Annotated in this window: 24 protein-coding genes; 14 read left to right on the top strand and 10 right to left on the bottom strand. The window is 41.0% G+C overall.

Annotation, left to right across the window (positions count from 1 at the left end; translation table 11 throughout):
- Positions 1–94: 94 nt before the first annotated feature.
- Both SporoP17a_RS07890 and SporoP17a_RS07885 read left to right on the top strand, forming a co-directional pair.
- Complete coding sequence (locus tag SporoP17a_RS07890; protein ID WP_083034169.1) at positions 95–457, top strand: ArsR/SmtB family transcription factor; 363 nt, start codon at positions 95–97, stop codon at positions 455–457.
- A gap of 48 nt (positions 458–505) precedes the next feature.
- A complete protein-coding gene (locus SporoP17a_RS07885; protein WP_083034168.1) occupies positions 506–1603 on the top strand; it encodes a GNAT family N-acetyltransferase in 1098 nt (365 codons plus the stop codon).
- 31 nt (positions 1604–1634) lie between these two features.
- On the opposite strand, the gene SporoP17a_RS16755 is transcribed toward SporoP17a_RS07885, so the two are convergent.
- Positions 1635–1790, bottom strand: coding sequence for a lmo0937 family membrane protein (locus SporoP17a_RS16755; RefSeq protein ID WP_156890546.1), 156 nt, complete (start codon positions 1788–1790; stop codon positions 1635–1637).
- Between the two features lie 119 nt (positions 1791–1909).
- Between SporoP17a_RS16755 and mntR the strand changes: the two genes are divergently transcribed.
- The 5 genes from mntR to SporoP17a_RS07860 all read left to right on the top strand — a co-directional run bounded on the left by mntR (position 1910) and on the right by SporoP17a_RS07860 (position 5099).
- Positions 1910–2317, top strand: a complete 408-nt coding sequence (gene mntR / locus SporoP17a_RS07880) for a transcriptional regulator MntR (protein WP_083034167.1) — start codon at positions 1910–1912, stop codon at positions 2315–2317.
- Between the two features lie 15 nt (positions 2318–2332).
- On the top strand, positions 2333–3184 hold the full coding sequence (locus SporoP17a_RS07875) for a CvfB family protein (protein WP_083034166.1): 852 nt from the start codon (positions 2333–2335) through the stop codon (positions 3182–3184).
- Between the two features lie 66 nt (positions 3185–3250).
- Positions 3251–4138, top strand: a complete 888-nt coding sequence (locus tag SporoP17a_RS07870) for a DUF1002 domain-containing protein (RefSeq protein WP_083034165.1) — start codon at positions 3251–3253, stop codon at positions 4136–4138.
- Between the two features lie 91 nt (positions 4139–4229).
- On the top strand, positions 4230–4511 hold the full coding sequence (locus tag SporoP17a_RS07865; RefSeq protein ID WP_083035952.1) for a GNAT family N-acetyltransferase: 282 nt from the start codon (positions 4230–4232) through the stop codon (positions 4509–4511).
- Positions 4512–4625: 114 nt separating this feature from the next.
- Positions 4626–5099: a DUF4064 domain-containing protein gene (locus tag SporoP17a_RS07860; RefSeq protein WP_083034164.1), complete on the top strand. Its 474-nt coding sequence runs from the start codon at positions 4626–4628 to the stop codon at positions 5097–5099.
- 128 nt (positions 5100–5227) lie between these two features.
- Here the strand turns inward: SporoP17a_RS07860 and SporoP17a_RS07855 are convergent, their stop codons facing one another.
- On the bottom strand, positions 5228–5725 hold the full coding sequence (locus tag SporoP17a_RS07855) for a GNAT family N-acetyltransferase (RefSeq protein WP_083034163.1): 498 nt from the start codon (positions 5723–5725) through the stop codon (positions 5228–5230).
- Positions 5726–5995: 270 nt separating this feature from the next.
- Here SporoP17a_RS07855 and SporoP17a_RS07850 point away from each other — a divergent pair, with 270 nt between their 5' ends.
- The 4 genes from SporoP17a_RS07850 (at position 5996) to SporoP17a_RS07835 (ending at position 8496) form a co-directional block, all read left to right on the top strand.
- The gene (locus SporoP17a_RS07850) at positions 5996–6388 is read left to right on the top strand and encodes a hypothetical protein (RefSeq protein ID WP_237262406.1); all 393 of its coding nucleotides are present in this window, start codon (positions 5996–5998) and stop codon (positions 6386–6388) included.
- 173 nt (positions 6389–6561) lie between these two features.
- Positions 6562–7344, top strand: a complete 783-nt coding sequence (locus tag SporoP17a_RS07845; RefSeq protein WP_167693402.1) for a helix-turn-helix domain-containing protein — start codon at positions 6562–6564, stop codon at positions 7342–7344.
- Between the two features lie 57 nt (positions 7345–7401).
- Complete coding sequence (gene yidC / locus SporoP17a_RS07840) at positions 7402–8184, top strand: membrane protein insertase YidC (protein WP_083034160.1); 783 nt, start codon at positions 7402–7404, stop codon at positions 8182–8184.
- A 63-nt stretch (positions 8185–8247) separates the two neighbouring features.
- Positions 8248–8496 carry a hypothetical protein gene (locus SporoP17a_RS07835; RefSeq protein WP_083034159.1) on the top strand — a complete coding sequence of 83 codons (249 nt, stop codon included), beginning with the start codon at positions 8248–8250 and terminating at the stop codon, positions 8494–8496.
- Between the two features lie 39 nt (positions 8497–8535).
- Here SporoP17a_RS07835 and SporoP17a_RS07830 read toward each other — a convergent pair whose 3' ends face one another.
- Positions 8536–9696, bottom strand: coding sequence for an MFS transporter (locus tag SporoP17a_RS07830; RefSeq protein ID WP_083034158.1), 1161 nt, complete (start codon positions 9694–9696; stop codon positions 8536–8538).
- Between the two features lie 172 nt (positions 9697–9868).
- Between SporoP17a_RS07830 and SporoP17a_RS07825 the strand changes: the two genes are divergently transcribed.
- Positions 9869–10819, top strand: a complete 951-nt coding sequence (locus tag SporoP17a_RS07825) for a M15 family metallopeptidase (protein ID WP_237262405.1) — start codon at positions 9869–9871, stop codon at positions 10817–10819.
- A 41-nt stretch (positions 10820–10860) separates the two neighbouring features.
- Here the strand turns inward: SporoP17a_RS07825 and cls are convergent, their stop codons facing one another.
- The 5 genes from cls to SporoP17a_RS07800 all read right to left on the bottom strand — a co-directional run bounded on the left by cls (position 10861) and on the right by SporoP17a_RS07800 (position 16936).
- On the bottom strand, positions 10861–12312 hold the full coding sequence (gene cls / locus SporoP17a_RS07820; protein ID WP_083034157.1) for a cardiolipin synthase: 1452 nt from the start codon (positions 12310–12312) through the stop codon (positions 10861–10863).
- 99 nt (positions 12313–12411) lie between these two features.
- Entirely contained in the window at positions 12412–13587 is a 1176-nt protein-coding gene (locus SporoP17a_RS07815; RefSeq protein WP_083034156.1) for an MFS transporter, read from the bottom strand.
- A gap of 374 nt (positions 13588–13961) precedes the next feature.
- Positions 13962–16367, bottom strand: coding sequence for a heavy metal translocating P-type ATPase (locus tag SporoP17a_RS07810; RefSeq protein ID WP_083034155.1), 2406 nt, complete (start codon positions 16365–16367; stop codon positions 13962–13964).
- Positions 16368–16387: 20 nt separating this feature from the next.
- Positions 16388–16597 (bottom strand): copper chaperone CopZ, encoded by a 210-nt coding sequence (copZ, locus tag SporoP17a_RS07805; RefSeq protein WP_083034154.1) that lies wholly within the window; start codon positions 16595–16597, stop codon positions 16388–16390.
- A gap of 12 nt (positions 16598–16609) precedes the next feature.
- Positions 16610–16936: a metal-sensitive transcriptional regulator gene (locus SporoP17a_RS07800; protein ID WP_083034153.1), complete on the bottom strand. Its 327-nt coding sequence runs from the start codon at positions 16934–16936 to the stop codon at positions 16610–16612.
- A 232-nt stretch (positions 16937–17168) separates the two neighbouring features.
- Between SporoP17a_RS07800 and SporoP17a_RS16750 the strand changes: the two genes are divergently transcribed.
- A complete protein-coding gene (locus tag SporoP17a_RS16750) occupies positions 17169–17318 on the top strand; it encodes an Lmo0850 family protein (protein WP_156890545.1) in 150 nt (49 codons plus the stop codon).
- 69 nt (positions 17319–17387) lie between these two features.
- Here the strand turns inward: SporoP17a_RS16750 and SporoP17a_RS07795 are convergent, their stop codons facing one another.
- Complete coding sequence (locus tag SporoP17a_RS07795; protein WP_083034152.1) at positions 17388–17732, bottom strand: zinc ribbon domain-containing protein YjdM; 345 nt, start codon at positions 17730–17732, stop codon at positions 17388–17390.
- Positions 17733–17806: 74 nt separating this feature from the next.
- Positions 17807–18991 carry an FtsW/RodA/SpoVE family cell cycle protein gene (locus SporoP17a_RS07790; protein ID WP_083034151.1) on the bottom strand — a complete coding sequence of 395 codons (1185 nt, stop codon included), beginning with the start codon at positions 18989–18991 and terminating at the stop codon, positions 17807–17809.
- Positions 18992–19208: 217 nt separating this feature from the next.
- On the opposite strand from SporoP17a_RS07790, the gene SporoP17a_RS07785 reads away from it, so the two are divergent.
- On the top strand, positions 19209–20270 hold the full coding sequence (locus SporoP17a_RS07785; RefSeq protein WP_083034150.1) for a D-alanine--D-alanine ligase: 1062 nt from the start codon (positions 19209–19211) through the stop codon (positions 20268–20270).

The raw sequence follows: 20270 nt of genomic DNA, 5'->3' as shown, positions 1-20270 counted from the left end.
CGAAGTTGTTCAAATGAACAAAGAGTCAATTGATTTTTCAACTTCCTATCTATATAATTGCCGTAATCTATAGCTGAATGAATGGGGTGAGAAAGTGGTAAATCAAGATGCTTGTGAAGTAACAATAGTGCATGAAAATGTAGTTCGTAAAATACGGAAAGAGCTGCCTGATGTAACGGAGATGGTACAAATATTTAAAGCGTTGGCTGATGAAACACGTTTGCGAATTGCTTATTCATTAACATTGGAATCGGAAATGTGCGTCTGTGACGTAGCGGCAGTGATTCAATCTTCATCCGCTACCGCTTCCCACCATTTACGTTACTTACGGGATCATTCATTAGCTAAATCAGAAAGACGCGGAAAGATGGTATACTACTCTTTAGCAGACGAACATGTTGCAGACTTAGTGAAGATTGCATACGAACATGCAATTGAAGCACAGCAAACGATGTAATGTTACGTGAAGCGCTTGTATATAGGCAGGCATGATGGAGGAGTTTTAATGCGCTTACAAGAATGGACGATAGAAGAACAAGATTTGCTTATTCAGTTTATGACGACAAACTCATGGCCTTATCATGATAGTAGTCAGCCAGGCCGCGAGTTACTTGAAAAGTCGATAGAAGAAGGTGGCTACGCATCTGATGATGTCAAGACGTTCTGGATCGAGAACAATGAAAACGAAAAGGTGGGGATTGTAAAAGTCTATGACTTACAAGAAGATGTCCCATTATTCGACTTGCGGATTGCGGACGATTTCAGGGGATACGGTTATGGTTCGCGAGCGCTAAAAAAACTCACGCAATACGTGTTCGAATTACCGGAACATAAAATTCGTATAGAAGGACATACACGCCACGATAATGCAGCAATGCGTAAAGCATTCGAGCGAGCTGGTTTTGTGAAGGAAGCCCATTTGCGACAAGCATGGTTCCTTCCGAAAGAGAATACGTATTATGACGCGGTGACATATGGGATGACTAGAGAAGATTATGAAGCTGGTACGACAACGCCTGTGCGCTGGGAAGATCGCGATCGATATGTAAAAAGCATACCCGGTTTCAAAGAGGAGCTACAATCTGAACGGCTACATATTCGAGCGCCAGAATTACATGATTCGATGGATGTTTGGGGTGCGGTATCACATTCAATGCCTGTGTTGCGAAAGTGGACTGGATGGGCGCAGAAAGAATTGACGATCGAATCGACGGAAGAATATGTACGTCAATCAGTTTCGGAATTCATCGGTAGAAAATCTTTGAACTTTCATCTGTTTTTAAGAGAAACGGGTGAATTTATAGGAAGCGCGGGTTTCCATCGTATCGATTGGAGTATTCATAAATTTGAAGTAGAGTATTGGCTAGATACGAAGTTTGAAGGCGAAGGTTATATGACAGAAGCAATTAAAGAGCTTGTAGAGTTTGCCTTTACAGATTTATCGGCTGCACGGGTGGAGTTTGTTTGTGACGAAAACCACAGTAAAGGTCGAGCAGTTGCAAAACGGTCAGGTTTTAAACTAGAAGGAATTTTACGTAAAAATGCTCCTTCCGCGAATGGGCAAGGCTTGCGCAACACATGTGTGTATGCAATCGTTACCTGATCGTAGAAGGAGCATAGTAAAACAGCTTTCACTATATCGAACGTCTTCCAGTTATTAATTGAATGACAAAGATAATGCCCGCAATTACTAAAAGTGTGTGGATTAAGCCACCGCCAATATTTGCTACTAAACCAATTACCCATAATGCTATTAGAACTATAATAACAAGCCATAATATACGACCCATAGTAAATCAACTCCTTTTCATTGTTATTTGTTATGTAAGTAATTTACCCCTGCATTCAAATCTTAAACTTTAAAAATAGTTATTCGTAGATGTTGACAGTCAAATGAGGAGGCGATAGTTTGGCTACACCGAGTATGGAAGATTATATTGAACAAATTTATTTGCAACTAGAAGCAAGAGGTGAAGCGCGTGTGTCTGACGTGGCAGAGGCGCTTTCTGTGCTTCCTTCATCTGTAACTAAAATGGCTCAACGTCTGGATCGTGAAGGCTATGTGCACTATGAGCGCTACCGGGGTTTGGCATTGACAGACCGCGGTTTGCGCTTTGGTAAAAAACTTGTGCATCGCCATGAATTACTAGAGCAATTTCTGCGTATCATTGGTGTGGAAGAGGAAAATATCTACGGAGACGTAGAAGGGATTGAACATCACCTTAGTTGGAATGCGATGGATCGTATTACCGATCTGGTGGAGACACTCGAGTCTGATCCTGATTTTGTGAAAAAGTTAAAAAGTAGAGCAATCTAGAGAGGATTATCTTATATGACATTACTACAACCAGGTACACTCGCAACACTCAAAATTCTTCGCAAAGAAGGGTCACGCTTTGTATTGGATGCAGCCGGAGAAGAAATCTATATGAATGAATCAGAAGCACCGGATGCAGAGGAACAATCGACAATCGAAGTTTTTCTTTATATCAATAGAAGGGGCGAACTGACAGGCACTGCGCAGATTCCGTCAGTTACCATTCATTCATTCGGCTGGGCAAAAGTGATTCGTTTGGATAGAAGTGAGGGAGCCTATGTAGATATCGGTGCATCCTTTGAGGTGCTGATCAATCGAGCGGACTTCCCACAAATGAAGGAACTGTGGCCACAACCAGGTGATGAGCTGTATATGACACTTCGTTCAGATCCTGGGGGCAACTTATTCGGACGTCTAGTGACAGAAGAAAGAATTCAGGAGCACTATACATTGGCAGAAGCAACTATGTACAATCAAAATGTCAAAGCCAGAGCGTACCGCTTGCTACCAATAGGCACATTCTTATTGACTGAAGACATCCAACGTATTTTCGTCCACGAAACGGAGCGTAAAGCAGAGCCTAGATTAGGTGAAGAAGTCGATGTTCGTATTATTGAAGTTCATGATGACGGTACGATGAACGGTTCATTACTGCCAAGAAAGCAAGATCGTTTACAGTCAGATGGTGAGCAAATATTAGCCTATTTAGAACAGTCGGGCGGTAAAATGCCGTTTACTGATAAATCCACCCCTGAAGAAATCGACGAAATGTTCCAAATGAGTAAGGGCGCCTTTAAACGGGCACTTGGCACGTTGATGAGAGAACGAAGAATTACACAACAAGACGGTTGGACCACTCTTATATAATAATAAACGCAACTTTTCCACGATCCTCAACGTATCTATACATATAGAACAAGGAGGAATGACTGTATGAAAAGAGGATTAGCTTCTCTATTGGCTTTTATGATAATGGTCGCAATTATAGCGCCCGCTTCAATCTCAGCAGATGAAGTCATCAATGAAAAGCTTGGAGTTCCAATTGTAGTATATGGTTCAAATTTATCGGATAGTGAAAAAGCGAGTGTGAAAGAAAGTCTAAAAGTGGCTGAGGAAGCCGAAGTAGAAGAGCTATCAGTAGACGGCAATGATTTAATCAAATATATCCCTGGTGGCGACCGAAATGCCCGAATGTATTCTTCTGCTAAAATCACTAGACAAGAAGAAGGCGAAGGTCTCGTCATCAATATTGTGACACCGGATTATATCACGCAAGTAACGGCGGACATGTATGCAACTGCTATGCTGACGGCAGGCATTGAAGATGCTGTAGTTGAAGTGGCGGCACCCAAAAAAGTAACAGGTCACTCAGCTCTCGTTGGAATCTACAAAGCGTATGAAGTGTCTGGAGAGGTCCTTGATACTGAACGTACAGACGTAGCGAATGATGAATTGAGTCTGGCAACGAAGCTCTCAGAAAAAGCAGGCGTCGATCAAGACGAAGTAGCTGAATTACTTACGGAAATTAAAAAACAGATTTCCGAGAAAAAGCCAGCAACAAAGGAAGATGTGGAACAGATCGTCCATGATCAATTGCAGAAATTCAATATCGAGTTAAGCGAGGCAGATCGTCAATTATTAATTGATTTAATGGATCGGATTTCGAAATTGGATATCGATTTCTCGAAGCTTAATGAACAACTAACCGATATGGCATCGAAAATTAAAGATAAATTGGGCGATATAGATCCAAGTTTCTGGGAAAAGGTAAAAGAGTTTTTCAGGAATATGGCAGATTCTTTTAAATCTTTGTTTAGTTAAGTTATCATTGTGGTACGCTATAGGGTAGAAGAATAATTATAAAGGAGAGATATGCATGAGTGAAAACAAAGAGACAGAACAGCGCGAAGGAATGGATTTTGAGCTTGTTGAGAAAGGTGGAACGAAGTATGCGTATCAGTATATAGTGGAGGGTAATGTAAAAGCGGAAATCGAGTGGACTGAAGAAAATGGGATTATGACGATGACACATACCTATACAGATGACTCATTACGTGGCCAAGGGGTAGCAAAGAAACTACTTGATCAAGCGGCTAATAATGCGCGTGAAAAAGGATTGAAGATGAAAGCGGTCTGTTCATACGTAGTGAATGCGTTCGACCGAAGTGATGAGTATAACGACGTAAAAGCATAAGATATACGATGGAATGGCTACGTGCTGGATGTTTCACATCGCACTTTGAAACTTTTCTCATTTCCTAGCGTATAAGTAATAGAGATACAAACTAGCAGAAAAGGATGATGTGGAATGATTAATCGTACAGCAGAGCGCGTGCTCGGAATCATATCAGCCATTTTATTGGCGCTAGGTGTGATCGGTTCCGCCCTCGTAGCATTCATTTGGAATATGGCAAGCACGGATCCGACATTCATGGATGAATTCCGTGAAGGCATTGTAAGTGAAGGTGTATTAAACACAGGAGAAATAGACATGTTCATGTCGTTCATGGGCTCTTTTTCAACTATCATTTGGGTCTTGGTTGCTGTAGCTTTCATAGGTTTGGTTTTGAACATTATTGGTCTAGTAAAAGTTTGGAACAATAAGAGTCCGAAAACAGCCGGTACAGTATTCATCGTTGCCGGCCTGCTAGGTGGAATCCTATCCTTGGCATCCATCTTACTCTACATTGCGGCCATCCTTTGCTTCACAAAGAAGCCGCCAATGGCACCCGGACCTTCACCTGATGAATACGTCTCAACACAGTCCAATTGGATGAGCTAAATAGCTGTAAACACGCAAAGACCCTTTTCCTAAAGAAAAGGGTCTTTGCTAGTAGATCGGTATTCACCCTACATTTCACAAAATACTCTACTTGATCAACGGTGCAAGTACCATGCCCGCTCTTTCTTTCATGTGTGTGCAGGTTGTGAAATAGGCAATGTATAATGAAGAGTATTTACGGCAATGCCTTCAAATAATTCGGGGAACGACTCTACGAAATTAAATCCTTGTTTTGCATAGAAGTCTTGAAGCGTCATGTCATTCTGGTCGACGTAGACATCCACGTTAACGGCATTCTGCAACGTAGCTAATGCTTCTTTCAATAACGCATCTTCGTATCCGCAGTTCAAATGTGTTGGAAGTATATGAAGTGCTGTTACCTCACTCTCGCCATCTACATCAATCGGTGTATAGCTTAGATATCCTACAGGATTTTCTTGCTCATCTAACGCAAGTAAAACCATTGTTCTTTCTAATTGCTTCTTCAACATCAGATCTGAATAGGTCCGCTCGATAAATGTCTCAATCACGTCTGCGGGTATATGTTTTGAAAATGTATGCTGCCAAGCGGTAAGGGCAATTTCTTGAACGTCTTGAATATCTTTTACTGTCATTTTACGAATCATAGTGATCTCACCTCTAGTTCTCTTTCTACACAGTATAGCAAATTACACTTTGCAAAACTACTATGCGACGAAAACGAGAACCACTATTTAAGCAACTGATAAAGTAATCTAGTATACGTTAAGCAAAAACAGGAAATAACGATGGATATCTTAAATGAACTTTTGTTAAGTAACTGACTGAATTGAAAACGTTTGAAACTAAGACTACTGGGTATATTAAGCAGTAGATAGAAAATCGCTACAATTACATTACGACGGAGGATGATAAATATGGCTAAAAAATCAAATGGATTATTACTGGCAACACTTGCAGCAGGAGCTTACGCTTTCTTTAGTAAAAAAGAAAACCGTGATAAGGCAATGGAGACAGTGGGTGTGTTGAAGGAAAAGGTAGACACATTTGTTAATAACAATAAATTGGTTGATCAAGCAACTGAAAAAGTAGGACATTCAGATCCAACCGATTTACGAGATAACAATATGGTATCCGAAGGAGCACAGACAAGTGTTCATTATTACAACCAAGAAGTACAGGATCCAGATAAAAAGGCAGCAGAAAAAGATGGTCTTTATAAGAAAAATGAAGATAAGAGTGACAATAAACCATTATATAATAAGGACGAAACAACTAAGGAAGCGGAAAAAGACAATAAATCGAACTAAATCTAACCATATTAAAACACTAAAAGCGCCTCTTTTTAAGGGGCGCTTTAGTATATATATAGCGTTAAATATATAAAGGGTAGATAATCCCAGGGAATCAGGTAAAATAATATACATATAGTAATACGTCTTGCGTAGTCATAAATATATATAGAATGAGTGGGGGGATATTCATGACTGGCAAGAAAACAGAGGCCTCTAGTTTAGATTTAATTCATGTTATGGAAAAAGAGGGAAATACGGAGCGAGCGAAGTTATTTTTTTACCTAGAACAACAATTCCTAACACAGATCTTTAATTTGGAGCTAGGTAAGGCACGCTCTACACTTAAGGAAATTCAAGAAATTTTGTATGAGTATAAACCTAAATACTCATTTGAAGTCATAAAATATTATTTCATTATCCTATCTTCTATCATGACAAGGCGATTACAGAAAGAATCTATTTTCGCTGAAGAAAATGCCCTTATATTCAATTTAGCCTGTATAGAAATGATCAATAACAATTTACATACAGAAAACGTTAGGGAAATCGGAGATGAGTTAGTCGAGTTCTACTGTTATATCCTCAAGGAAAAAATAAAACCTTCTCTTTCGCATAAAACGGTCAATGAAGTGATTCAGTACATAAATGAAAACGTTGAGAAGCCATTAATCGTCGAGGAAATTGCCAAACAGTTTAATGTAAGTACTAGCCACCTTTCTCGCATATTCCGAGAACATACATCGGTAACATTAGTAGAATATATTACTATCCGAAAAATAGAAGAGATACAGTTTTATTTACGTTTTTCTAATTTAAAGATCGCAGAAATTGCAGAGAACTTTCATTTCTGTAACCAAAGCTACTTCACACGTGTGTTTAAAAAGTATACAGGCTTAACACCTCGACGCTTTCGAAAAGTCATGGATGGAAATTACTTTCGTTTTACTATGAAAAAAGGTGATTCACTGTAATTTTCTCGCTAATTGCTGTATACTTTTCTTTAGTTTGAGATAGCGTAGGTGAAACCATTGAAGAAAAGAATAGGGCTCGTAAGTTTATTGGCAATTACTGCTGTGTTTTTGAGCGGTTGTTCTGGTGTGGAAAACAAAACAGGTATTTTCTACAGTACCTTTGTAAGACCGATGGATTGGCTACTTCATTATCTAGGAGAAGCTTTCAATGGTAATTATGGTTTTGCGATCGTACTGATCACTGTAGCGATTCGTATCGTCTTGATGCCGTTGATGTTAAAAAACTATAAATCTCAACAAGAGATGAAGGTAAAGATGGATGCACTACGACCAGAAATGGAAGATATCCAAAAACGTATGAAAGCATCGAAGGAATCTCAGGATAAAGAAGAGCAAATGAAGTTACAGCAGGAAATGATGGGACTGTATTCTAAGCATGGTGTCAATCCGTTAAATATGGGTTGTTTACCACTTGTGATTCAAATGCCAATCATTATGGGCTTGTACTTTGCTATCCTTTATGCACCACCTGAAGTGAAAAATCATGAATTCTTATGGTTTAAACTTGGTGAACCGGATTTAATTATGATGTTAGTAGCTGGAGCTGTCTACTTTGTCCAAGCACGCGTATCATTGTGGACAATGCCTGAACAGCAACAGAAACAAATGAAGTTATTCATTTACATGTCACCTATTATGATTATGTTCATTTCGTATACTGTAATGGCTGCTTTGCCACTATATTGGGCAGTCGGAGGTTTACTGTTAATCTTCCAAACGTATCTTGGACGTAAATTTTACTTTAAACATGTTGAACCACCAGTCGCGGAAGAAAAGTAAGGTACTGAGAAAGCTGGTGCATACCAGCTTTTTTTGTTGCCGACAAGGGAGAGGAAGAGTCGCATGAAATTGAAATGGATCATGGGCTTGGCAATTACAGCTTCTGCAGCCGCAGCGTTGTATTTTATCATCAAGTTGAATTTAGAATTCGCCATTCTGTTCATGCTGATTATGTTTACCTTTACTAATGCCGCACGAACCATTATGTATAGAAACCAAGGTTTGCTGCGCGAAGCGAAATGGATGCTTTGGATGGCTTTATTTTTCGGAGTAGGTTCACTTGGAGCATTAGTGTATGTCTTGCTGTTTTAGCAAAAGGGAAGGTCGCTATTGAATTAGCGGCCTTCCCTTTTATTCAATCTCATGAAAAATACGCTGCTTTATCCGAAGAAGTAAAATTAGTGCGCTAACGGAACAAACCGCCATGCTCAAGAATGCAAAGCGCGGAGACTGGTCATATAAATATCCAGCAGGGAATGTCAGAATTGCGATGCTCAGACTCAACGCCACTGCTGCGTAAACACCTTGCGCAGAAGCAATGAGATGATGTGGTACACTTTTTGATATGTATTGAATGAATGCAAAATGTGCCATACCAAAAGACACTGAGTGGAGTGTCTGTGTTGCTATAAATACACTAGTAACAGGGAAGAGGAAGATGGAAATCCAACGAATGGTAGAACCAATTGCCGCCACGATGAATATAGTTGACGTTTTAGCTCCTGAAAGCAACCGATCTGCCTGCGTGAAAAATATGATCTCAAATAGCACGGCGATATTGAGGATCAACCCGATATAAAAACCGTTGATTCCCATCTCACCCAAAAATATAAAGCCATAATTATAATAAGAAGCATGTGAACCTTGCAGTAATGTCGCAATACATAGCACGACGACAAAAGTCTTATTCGCAAACAAAGCCCGCAATTGACCTCCTGGCGCCGCCGAACCTCTAATGGGGTGTTGTTGTAACACGGCTGGAGCGGATTGAAAGAAAAATATCAACCCCACACCGAGGCTGATGATCATCATATACAAAATCGCTTGTTCACTCCAGATTGTCGTTACCGTACCGATCAATAGTAAGGCGACAGTGTAGCCGATTGACCCGAATGAGCGACTCTTACCATAATGAATTCGCTCATGTTGCATCAATAGCGAAGCACCACTTTCAGCACTTGGGAGGATAAGAGGATATATGGCACTGAATAAAACGGTCAATCCAAGCAAGATCGCAAAAGAACTTTCGGGAAGATAGGCAAGCGCGAGAATGAAGGATAAAAAAGTAGTCCAACGTATAACGCGTAGAAGTGACATATTTCTTGTAGCGTAGGGAAATAGAAAAAAGGTTGAAAATGACCTAGCGATCATACCAACGCCCATCACGACGCTAGCTTGTGTTACGGATAGACCTTTTGCCGAGGTCAACCAACCTGTCCAATAAGGTAAGAAGATGCCCCATGTAAAGAAAAATACAAAAAAGCTCATTGAGAGCCAACGTTGAGTATTCAAATGCAGGACCTCACAATAATGACAGAATCTTAAGTTAGGTAAATACTAGCATAAACAGACGGAAAAGAAAAATGGTGATACACTAGAATACGTAGTTTGAAACAAACCGTAAAATGTATCTAAAAGAGAGTAGAAATTTTATAAGCGAGTTAGAAAGAAAGCAGGGTATAGCATGAGAAATAAAAAGGATGAAACGTTTGCCAGAAAGCGCAGACGGAAAAGTAGATGGATAGATGGAGGTATCGCTCTGCTCTTTATGATCCTTGCAGGTAGTGTGATATGGATTGGAATGAACGGGTGGAGTATGCAAAAGGCGATTGATACTATTCGCAATGAATCAGAATCGACGGCTGAGTTCGAAGAAATAGAAAAGCCTTCGGATTCAGATCGTGTGGATACAGCGGAACGTAGTGAAGAAAACACTTCTTCATCTGATAGTCCAAGTGAAGAACTACTTCGAGAGGTAGAAAAACCAGTAATTGAAGAAGAACAAGAGAAAGAGGTAATACAAGACGAAAAGTCTCAAGAGATAGCAGTACCGTCAAATCCAGTGCAACCTTCTAATCCCGTTGGTTATATAAAAGGACAAAAGTTACCTGAAGAACCGAAGCGCATTAAAGGGGTAGTGCTTGCCAATAAACAATATCCTTTACCAGAGGACTATGCCCCTGGAGAAAGCGAAGAAGCGCGAGAAGCATTCAATGAGTTAGCAGCATCGGCTGTTACATCGGGCATTAATCTGCAGGCGTTCAGTACGTATCGTTCATATGACTATCAAGTCACCCTATATAACCGATATGTGGAAAGAGACGGGCAAGAAGCGGCTGATCGGTATAGTGCGCGTCCTGGTTATTCAGAGCATCAGACAGGTCTTGCATTTGATATCGGTGAAGTGAATCATGAAAAACATTGGGCATCGAATTCATTCGGTGATACTGAAGCAGCTAAGTGGCTTGCTGCCAATGCCCATCAATACGGTTTTATCCTTCGCTATCCTGAAGGCAAAGAAGATAAAACTGGGTATATGCATGAATCTTGGCATTATCGTTATGTAGGGAAAGATAAGGCAGAACAAATATTTAAACAAAATATCACGTTAGAAGAATATTTAGGTGTACGATAAAACAGCCGACAGAAGATCTATCTTCTGTCGGCCATTTTTGTTTATAAGATCGGTGATAGTAAACGAGAGATAGACTCCTTTACTTTAATCAAACGTTCACGCTCCAAATAAGCATCCAATGTCAGCTCGGTTGAGTTTTGAATATCTTGCTCAAAAATTTCTGCCAACTCATGTGATTTTCGTCGATCATAGATGAAAGCATTCACTTCGAAATTCAAGCGGAAACTACGCACGTCTATATTCGCTGTTCCAACAGATGATACTTGATCATCCACTACAATTTGCTTGGCATGGATGAAACCATTTTCATAGATATATATTCTTGCACCAGCCTTTAATAAAATGCCGACATTTGAATAGGTTGCCCAGTAAACGAACATATGATCTGGCTTATTAGGAATCATTATTCGTACGTCTACCCCTGAAAGACAGGCAATCCGAAGTGCATCCAGCATACTTGTATCAGGAATAAAATAAGGCGTCTGAATATAGATATAGTCTTTTGCTAGAAATATCATTTTCAAGTAGCCATCTTTTATATCTTCCCACTCAGAATCAGGTCCACTAGATACAATCTGCAAGCCGACATCTCCTTTACGAGGAATGGCTGGGAAGAATCGTTCATCGTATTGAATATTCGTTTTAGGAGATGCTTGATTCCAATCGAGTATAAAGCGTGTTTGTAATGGATGAACTGCACTTCCCTCGATTCGAAGGTGTGTATCGCGCCAGTAACCGAACCTTTTGATGAGTCCCAAATATTCATCCCCAACGTTAAATCCTCCGATATAGCCAATCCTTCCGTCTATAATGACAATCTTTCGATGATTTCGGTAATTTAAACGAGGATTGATCAATGGCAGCAAGGCGGGGAAGAACGCGGCTACTTCACCACCGCTATCAATCAATTCCTGAAAGTTCTTGACGTGTAAACCACGTGAACCAATATCATCAAACAGCATCCGTACTTTCACACCTGATTTAGCTTTATTGATAAGAATCTCTTCAATCTGCTTTCCTATACCGTCTAGTCGGAAAATATAATACTGAATATGGATATGATCACGGGCGTGTTCTAGGTCTTCAAGCAATGCGTCAAATTTATCGCGACCATCCGTATATACTTGCACATCATTATCCTGTGTCAGTACGGAATGATTATTGCGTAAATGCAAATAAATCATATCATCATATTCTTCTGTATCCTTTTTTAGAAACTCGAATGTCTCGTTTTCTATGGCCTCGAGCTGATAACTAATCAGCTTTTCAATACCAATCTTATTCCTGCCTTCCCAACGGAATAAATGTTTTTCACGTAATTGCCGACCGAGTAATAGATAGATAATGAAACCTAAAATAGGGATAAAAAATAGCACAAGCAGCCACGCCCAAGTACTTGTAGGATCTCGACGCTCTAAAAATATCAAAGCAATCGCGAGAAATATATTAATAATCAACGTGCTTGTGATAATCAAACTAATTACTTGCGTCATATGCTTCCTCCCGTAGGGTATATACTATTCCCTTAGTATAGCGAAGTTGCGAATAAATAACCTATTTATAGAAGAAGGTGAATTTTCTTCTGCTTTATTTCAGGCAAATGGTTCTGCTGTGTATCGCAAGGACCGAGTGGATTTCCGGAATATAAAAACGAGTCCTATGGATAGTAGCGCTATGATGGCAGAAATGAAATACATAGTACCTGCCTGCATTGTGAATACCCAAGTAAATAACAACGGTCCAATGATACGCCCCATATTATCCATCGAGTAGGAGAGACCGGCTGCGGTGCCATACATACCACCTGATTCTTTAGTGGTGAGAGAGACGAGTACTGTCCGAACAAGTGCGTTACCAGCCGTGAATACGCTCATTGCAAAACCTGCCCATAGCAAGCTTGTAGAAAAAGGAATGAGTACGAGACCAATTGCTGTAACGACCTGCGCGACAATAATCCACGAAGTTTCCGCTCCGTTTTTCACACGTCGTACTACACCGCCTTGAATAGCTGCATCTACGAGACCACTAGCCATAAACAAATAGCCAAGTTGCAATGGTGTAATTTGTATTTTATCAATCTGGAAAAGTTGGAATGTTGCTTCCACGCCGGCAAGTAAAAATGTGATGATGAATGAAGTGATAAATAGATAACGGATACGATACGACCATAATGTAGAGGCGCCTTTCGGAATAATCGTTCGTTTATTTCCTTCGCTATGACGATCAGGCTCTTTTAAAACAATCATAGCGTACATTGTTAATAATAATGTTAAAGTTCCAGAAGCGATGAATGGCAATTGTAAATGGACATCGCCCAGAATACCCCCAATGGCTGGGCCGAAAATGAAACCGAGACCAATTGACATACCAAGCAAACCCATATACTTATTGCGACTTTCTTCTGTCGTGATATCAGCGACAAATCCAGTTACGGCCGTATACAGCGCACCTGAGAAAATACCACCTACTACGCGTGAAACATACAGCAGTACAATATGGTGCATGAATGACGCAAATAAAAAGAAGCTGGCACTGAAGCCGAGCAGCCCGATCATAATTAGCTTTTTTCTGCCAGTGCGGTCTGAAAGAGCACCCCATAATGGTGCAGTGAAAAATGAAGACAAGGCATAAATCGTCAACAAGCCACCGACATGTACTTCCGAAAAGTTTTCGGCTAGGATGACTTCGGGTAAAATGGGGATGATGATGCCGAATCCAAGATAAACGAAGAACTGAACAGACATCAATAATAAGATCGTTTTCTTCATATGTAACCTGCTTTCTGAATGAATAGTCTCTTTCTCATCGTACGATGAATAAGGTATGCATTCAAGTCTCAGCGGGGAATAAGCAGTTAGTATCCACGGGGAATTGCATTTCCGTTAGGGGTCATTGTTATACGCACGGGATTGGAGTACAGGAGTCAATGATCAATTCGACAAATGAGGCAACCAACGAAGTTTGGGGCTGGTTGGCTCACCACGGATCTTTGGGAGGAAATGAGGTGACCCCCGAAACGGAAATCCTTAATTGAACACCTTCGCGCACCTTTCAATTTAATCCTTAACGTTCCTGCCGCAAAGACAGAAAAAAACTGTCCCAAGAAGTCATTTACAACTCCCAGGACAGCTCTTTACTTTTCTTAATGTAGCTTCACACGTTGCAAACGTAAAGCGTTCAACACAACAGATACCGAACTAAACGCCATTGCAGCGCCTGCTAGCCACGGGGCCAACAAACCAATTGCCGCAATCGGAATACCAATTGAGTTATACGCCAACGCCCAGAACAAGTTCTGCTTTATATTCCGAACCGTCAACTCACTCATCTTCAGTGTGTCAACTACACGTAACAAATCGCCATGCATAAGTGTCACGTCGGCCGCTTCCATCGCGACCGCTGTACCAGTCCCCATAGCCATACCGATATCAGCTACCGCAAGAGCAGGAGCATCGTTAATGCCGTCACCGACCATAGCTACGCGCTTACCCTCAGCTTGTAAGGAGCGGATGACCTCTGCTTTACGGTCTGGCAATACGCCTGCAATGACGCGATCGATGCCTGCGGTATGTGCAATCGCTTGCGCTGTCATCTGTTGGTCTCCTGTTAACATGATGACGTCAAGATCCATCGCACGAAGCTCGGAAATTGCTTGCTTCGATGTATCTTTAATTGTATCTGCGACTGCAATGATTGCTTCGTGTATACCATCTACCGCCATGAACATAACGGTCTTGCCGTCGCCCTCCATTTGTTCTACAGAGGCAATCGTAGAATCAAAGTTCACGTCATGGCTAGAAAGTAGATTTCTAGTTCCCAGCAAAATGTTTTGTCCATCAATTACAGTGTGAATTCCGTAACCGGGAATCGCTTCGAATGACTCCACGGTAGGCAGGGTAGAGAAATGCTGCAATCCATAAGATGTAATGGCTTTTGCAACTGGATGCTCAGAGTCACTTTCAGCCGCCGCAGCAAGTGAAAGTAGAGACATACGCTGTTCTTCATTGCGAACATGGAAATCCGTTAATTCTGGATGGCCTTTTGTAATGGTCCCTGTTTTATCAAACACAATGGTATCAATCGAACGGGTTTGTTCCATTGCTTCAGCGGTTTTAAACAACACGCCTTCCTCCGCTGCTCGTCCTGAACCCGCCATGATAGAAGTAGGGGTAGCAAGACCAAGTGCACATGGACATGCGATAACTAAAACTGCAATCATGCTTGTGAGAGAAGCTTCAAAATTACCGGGTGCGACTACGAAATACCATATGAGGAACGTAATGACCGCAATGCCGACGACGATAGGTACGAACACACCCGAGATCCGGTCAGCTAGTCTCTGGATTGGAGCCTTTGAACCTTGGGCTTCCTCTACGACGCGGATAATATTGGAGAGCATCGTGTCTTTACCGACATTCGATGCTTTTATCCGTAATGAACCATTAGCGTTCACGGTAGCTGCAAACACTTCATTACCTTGGCGTTTATCTACAGGCAAACTTTCGCCCGTTAGCATCGACTCATCTACCGCCGAAGATCCAGATATCACCAGTCCGTCTACGGGAATGGAAGCTCCTGGTCGAATGACTAGAATGTCTCCGTGCGTTACTTCGTGGATGGAGATTTCCACAGTTTCTCCGTTGCGCTCTAAAATAGCCACTTGCGGTTGCAGCTTCATAAGATTTTTGATTGCATCTGACGACCGACCTTTTGCGCGTGCCTCGAATAATTTACCTAATAAAATTAACGTAATCAACACTGCGCTCGTTTCGAAGTATAAGCCATGATCCAATGCATACCCCGTCAACACAAGGTAAACGGAATAGAAATATGCGGCAGACGTACCGAGTACAACCAGTACATCCATATTGGCACTGCCGTTACGGAGTGCTGCATACGCGCCTTTATAGAACGTAGCGCCAATCCAAAACTGTACAGGTGTTGCTAAGACCCATTGGAAATATGGATTCATAAAGATTTCAGGCACATACATCCAAGAAGTGAAGGAAAAATGTGCAAACATAGTCCACAAGAGCGGCAGTGAAAGAATAGATGATATAACCAGCTTGCGCGTCTTATCATCAATATCTTTCTGCCGATGATCAGTTTGACTATCCGATTCCTCTGTACGAGGTGCTGCCTCATAACCAACTTTTTTGATCTTCTGTAAAATTTCTGTCAGTTCTAAAACGGCAGGATCATAGCTTACGTGAGCTGTTTCAAGTGCTAAGTTGACAGTGGCGGACTGAATACCGGGCATACGCGACAACACTTTCTCAATTCGTGCAGAACAAGCAGCACATGTCATACCGCTAATATTGAGGTTCGCTTCTTCCATTAACACGTCGTAACCTAACTTGCGAATTCGTTCTTCCACTTCAGTTAATCCGATTTGGTTAGAATCAAATGTTACGGCTGCTTTTTCCGTAGCAAAATTGACGTTAGCTGTCGATACACCTTCCAATCGTTGCAAACCTTTTTCGATGCGGTTAGCACAAGCAGCACAGGTCATGCCTGTAATAGCAATTTCCCTCTTTTGCTCATTCATGATGCAGGTCACCTTTCTTGTTACGCTTCGACGTCATATCCTTGATCTTCAATGGCTTCCGTCATTTGGCCCACGGTTACAACAGATTCGTCATACTCCACGGCTACGCTATTCGCTTTCAAATCAACCAAAGCACGCTCCACTCCCGATAATTCCGTTAATGCTCCCTCTACTGCTTGTACGCAGTGATTACATGTCATACCTTTTACGTTCAATATCGTTGTAGTCATTTATAATTCCTCCTATTTTCTAATTAATTTAGCTATAGTTTTAGCCAGTTCATCTAACACTTCTTCGTCACCTTCAGCTAACCTGTTTTTTACACAGCCTTTTAAGTGACCATCTAATAAAACATTCGCGACACTATTTAAGGCGGATTGTGTAGCGGAAAGTTGAGTGATGATATCATCACAATAAACATCGCGCTCTACCATACCTTTTATACCTCGTATCTGACCTTCGATCCGGTTTAGACGATGAGTCAAGTTCGTCTTAATTTCGTCCGAATGATGACTCTTACGGCAAGAAGTTTCCACTTCTAGAGAATGATCTTCAGGTAGTAACGTCATTCGTGATCTGCCACCTTTCCTATATATTCACTTTAATATACGCATAGGGGGTATGTCAAAACATCCGTTTTTACTTATTCAGGCTTTAAACTTGCGTAAAAGATGAAAATTTAACATAAATGAAAGATTTAAAAGGTAATTAAAGTGGTATAATAAAGAACATAAGAAAATTTAAAAAATCTAGAACTTCACGAGTGATCATACGTCTATATAACTAACTAGGAAGGTTGAGGTGGAAGAAGTGGCTAAAGAAATGGATTTCAAGAAGATTATTTCCAACTTGGCAAAGCTTGGTGTTTCCGCAAAACTCACAAAATCCAGAAGTGATATGTTGCAAGCATTGACGCCTGCCGTACAAGCACCACCCGTTCAAGCTAATTAATTAAGAGAGTATACGAAAAGCTCATCCCCGAATATATTCGAGGATGAGCTTTTCGCGTTAGTTTATGCTTTAAATTTTCTTAACAAATTCCGATTTTAGTTGCATAGCACCAAACCCATCAATCTTACAATCGATGTTATGGTCACCGTCGACTAAGCGAATGCTTTTCACTTTTGTCCCCATTTTCAATGCGTTTGAACTACCTTTTACTTTCAAATCTTTAATGACTGTTACAGAATCCCCATCCTGCAACACATTGCCATTTGCGTCTTTGATCGCGGGCATACTTGTTTGATCAGATTCTTCCGTCGATCCTGGCAACCACTCGTATGCGCACTCGGGACAAACGAGAAGATTCCCATCCTCATATGTATATTCGGAATGGCATTTTGGACAATTTGGTAAAGTTGACATAAAAAAACCTCCCTTTCCTATACATTCTACACAATTTGTGAGAACTCTGAAAGGGAGTCGGTATTCGTTTGTAGTTAGCCATTGTCGTCTGCATCGAATAAATACGTTCTCTGATGGAACTTCATACTGAAAATTAGGCCGATCGCTAGCATATTACTGAATAAAGAACTTCCTCCATAACTGATGAATGGAAGAGGGATACCTGTAATAGGCAACAGCTGAATATTCATCCCGATATTTTCAAATACATGGAACGCAATCATCGCAATGACGCCCGTACAAATGTATACGCTGAACGGGTCATGCAAAGAGAGAGCAACTTTCGTCAAATGATAAATCAAAATGAAATACAGTGTGATAACTAAACAAGCACCGATAAAGCCATACTCTTCTCCTATTACACTGAAGATAAAGTCCGTGTGATTCTCTGGGATATATACAACGCGCTCTAGAAAACCTTTACCGGTAAGTTGCCCTGATCCGATTGCGGTCATGGCGGTTATCAAGTTATACCCTTCGTCTGTTGGATAAGAGTACGGATCAAGCCAAGAATAAACACGTTTGAACTGATAAGGTGAGAATCCGAATTTATCGAGTAAATCCTGTGCAAACAATGACATCCACAGAATACCTCCTGCGGCAGCGGCACCGAGTGAAAAGACAGGCACGAGTATTTTCCATGAAATACCTGAAACGATGACGACGGCTGCAGTAATTGAAACGAATACTAGGGAAGTTCCAAGGTCGGGCTGTTTCATAATGAGGAACAGTGGGACGACAAGCATCAATGCGATTTTACCAAGCAACAGTAGATCTGTCGTATACGTCCTGTTTAACGAGCGCTCATTATGCGTGCTAACCAACTTGGCGAGACCGATAATAAAAAATGTCTTAATGAACTCGGCGGGTTGAATCGTTCCGATGACAGGTAAATGCAGCCATCGCTTTGCGCTGTAACGCATTTCTGCGATTTGACCGGGTCCTCCAGGTGCCAACATGAGAAAGACCAACAAGAAAATACCAAATCCATAAAAATACCAAGCGAACTTTTTATACTGATCGGGTTCAAAATACATGACCATTGCTACGATGAGAGAACCGAGTAAATACCATTTCACTTGTTTTAAAACAAAGTTCTGTGTATATTGCTCAGAGGTTTGAGCAGATCCAATGACGAAAAAACTGACAATCGCGAAAAGCAAAATGATAAAGGCAAGTGTCCAGTCGAATCGTTCACCTAGCCTGTTTGTTTGTTTCAATTATGAACTCACCTTTTCTTAAGCTAGTATTCTCTTACTATAATCACCTATTATATCGCAAAACTTTTTAAGAAGTACACCCATTACTAGACGAGTTATGAAATGTTTAGTTTCTATATGAAGTAAAAAGAATGTAGAACGTTGGTTTTTCATTCATGAATTGGCTTTGTTCATGGTAAACTGTATGAATGAATACTACGGAATGCGAGGAGATTACATGAAAAGACGATTAGGTTTAGTATACGGCGGGAAATCCGCAGAGCATGAAGTGTCACTTTCAACAGCGCGCGCAGTAACAGAAGCGCTAGATTTAGATAAATATGAAGTCTTACCAATCTATATAACTATGCAAGGTGAATGGTTGAAAGGTGATCCGTTAACGGGACCTGTTTCAAATATAGAGGCATTACGTCTGAAAAGTGAACAACCAAAGCCCGATCATATTGAGGGCTTTTTACAAGGAGATACGCCCGACGTCATTTTGCCGCTACTGCATGGAACGAACGGAGAAGACGGAACGGTACAAGGACTATTTGAAGTGTTGAATATTCCATACGCAGGTAACGGAGTTCTTGCTTCTTCAGCAGGGATGGATAAAGTTGTGATGAAGCAATTATTCGCTCAAGCAGGGTTAGCGCAAGTTGCATACGTCCACTTTATTCGCAGTACGTGGAAAGAGTACGCAGAGCAATTATTAGATCAGGCGGAAAAAGAATTGTCTTATCCAATGTTTGTCAAACCAGCTAATCTCGGATCAAGTGTCGGTATTAGTAAAGCGGAAGACCGTGAGTCGCTCGAGAAAGCCGTTAATTTGGCATTAAAGTTTGACCGCAAAATCATAGTTGAACAAGGAATTGTAGCGCGTGAAATTGAAATGGCGGTTCTCGGTAACGACCATCCTAAGGTATCAGTAGCAGGGGAAATTCGCCCAGTTGCAGATTTTTACGATTATGAAGCGAAATATAAAGATCAAAGCACGGAGTTATCCATTCCGGCTGAAGTGCCGGATACCGTTGCAGAACATATGAAAGACATGGCAATCCGTGCATTTAAAGTTCTGGATTGTTCAGGACTCGTACGGGCCGACTTTTTCGTCACAGCAGATGATGAAGTATTGATCAATGAAGTGAATACATTACCTGGTTTCACGCCAACTAGTATGTTCCCTTTACTGTGGCAGAAGTCTGGGCTAACTTACCCCGAATTAATCGACCAGCTAATTGAACTGGCAGTAGAACGACATACAGAAAAGCAGCAACTACACTATACAATGGACTGA

Source organism: Sporosarcina ureae, from assembly GCF_002082015.1.
Taxonomy (GTDB): Bacteria; Bacillota; Bacilli; order Bacillales_A; family Planococcaceae; genus Sporosarcina; species Sporosarcina ureae_A.
The sequence above is the reverse complement of the archived record's forward strand: the minus strand, read 5'-3'. Positions and strand labels throughout refer to the sequence as shown.

Coding starts and splice junctions, on each gene's coding strand:
- SporoP17a_RS07885 (WP_083034168.1), top strand. CDS start 506: ATGCGCTTACAAGAATGGACGATAGAAGAACAAGATTTGCTTATTCAG.
- SporoP17a_RS16755 (WP_156890546.1), bottom strand. CDS start 1,790: ATGGGTCGTATATTATGGCTTGTTATTATAGTTCTAATAGCATTATGG.
- SporoP17a_RS07875 (WP_083034166.1), top strand. CDS start 2,333: ATGACATTACTACAACCAGGTACACTCGCAACACTCAAAATTCTTCGC.
- SporoP17a_RS07870 (WP_083034165.1), top strand. CDS start 3,251: ATGAAAAGAGGATTAGCTTCTCTATTGGCTTTTATGATAATGGTCGCA.
- SporoP17a_RS07865 (WP_083035952.1), top strand. CDS start 4,230: ATGGATTTTGAGCTTGTTGAGAAAGGTGGAACGAAGTATGCGTATCAG.
- SporoP17a_RS07860 (WP_083034164.1), top strand. CDS start 4,626: ATGATTAATCGTACAGCAGAGCGCGTGCTCGGAATCATATCAGCCATT.
- SporoP17a_RS07855 (WP_083034163.1), bottom strand. CDS start 5,725: ATGATTCGTAAAATGACAGTAAAAGATATTCAAGACGTTCAAGAAATT.
- SporoP17a_RS07850 (WP_237262406.1), top strand. CDS start 5,996: ATGGCTAAAAAATCAAATGGATTATTACTGGCAACACTTGCAGCAGGA.
- SporoP17a_RS07845 (WP_167693402.1), top strand. CDS start 6,562: ATGACTGGCAAGAAAACAGAGGCCTCTAGTTTAGATTTAATTCATGTT.
- SporoP17a_RS07835 (WP_083034159.1), top strand. CDS start 8,248: ATGAAATTGAAATGGATCATGGGCTTGGCAATTACAGCTTCTGCAGCC.
- SporoP17a_RS07825 (WP_237262405.1), top strand. CDS start 9,869: ATGAGAAATAAAAAGGATGAAACGTTTGCCAGAAAGCGCAGACGGAAA.
- cls (WP_083034157.1), bottom strand. CDS start 12,312: ATGACGCAAGTAATTAGTTTGATTATCACAAGCACGTTGATTATTAAT.
- SporoP17a_RS07815 (WP_083034156.1), bottom strand. CDS start 13,587: ATGAAGAAAACGATCTTATTATTGATGTCTGTTCAGTTCTTCGTTTAT.
- SporoP17a_RS07810 (WP_083034155.1), bottom strand. CDS start 16,367: ATGAATGAGCAAAAGAGGGAAATTGCTATTACAGGCATGACCTGTGCT.
- copZ (WP_083034154.1), bottom strand. CDS start 16,597: ATGACTACAACGATATTGAACGTAAAAGGTATGACATGTAATCACTGC.
- SporoP17a_RS07800 (WP_083034153.1), bottom strand. CDS start 16,936: ATGACGTTACTACCTGAAGATCATTCTCTAGAAGTGGAAACTTCTTGC.
- SporoP17a_RS07795 (WP_083034152.1), bottom strand. CDS start 17,732: ATGTCAACTTTACCAAATTGTCCAAAATGCCATTCCGAATATACATAT.
- SporoP17a_RS07785 (WP_083034150.1), top strand. CDS start 19,209: ATGAAAAGACGATTAGGTTTAGTATACGGCGGGAAATCCGCAGAGCAT.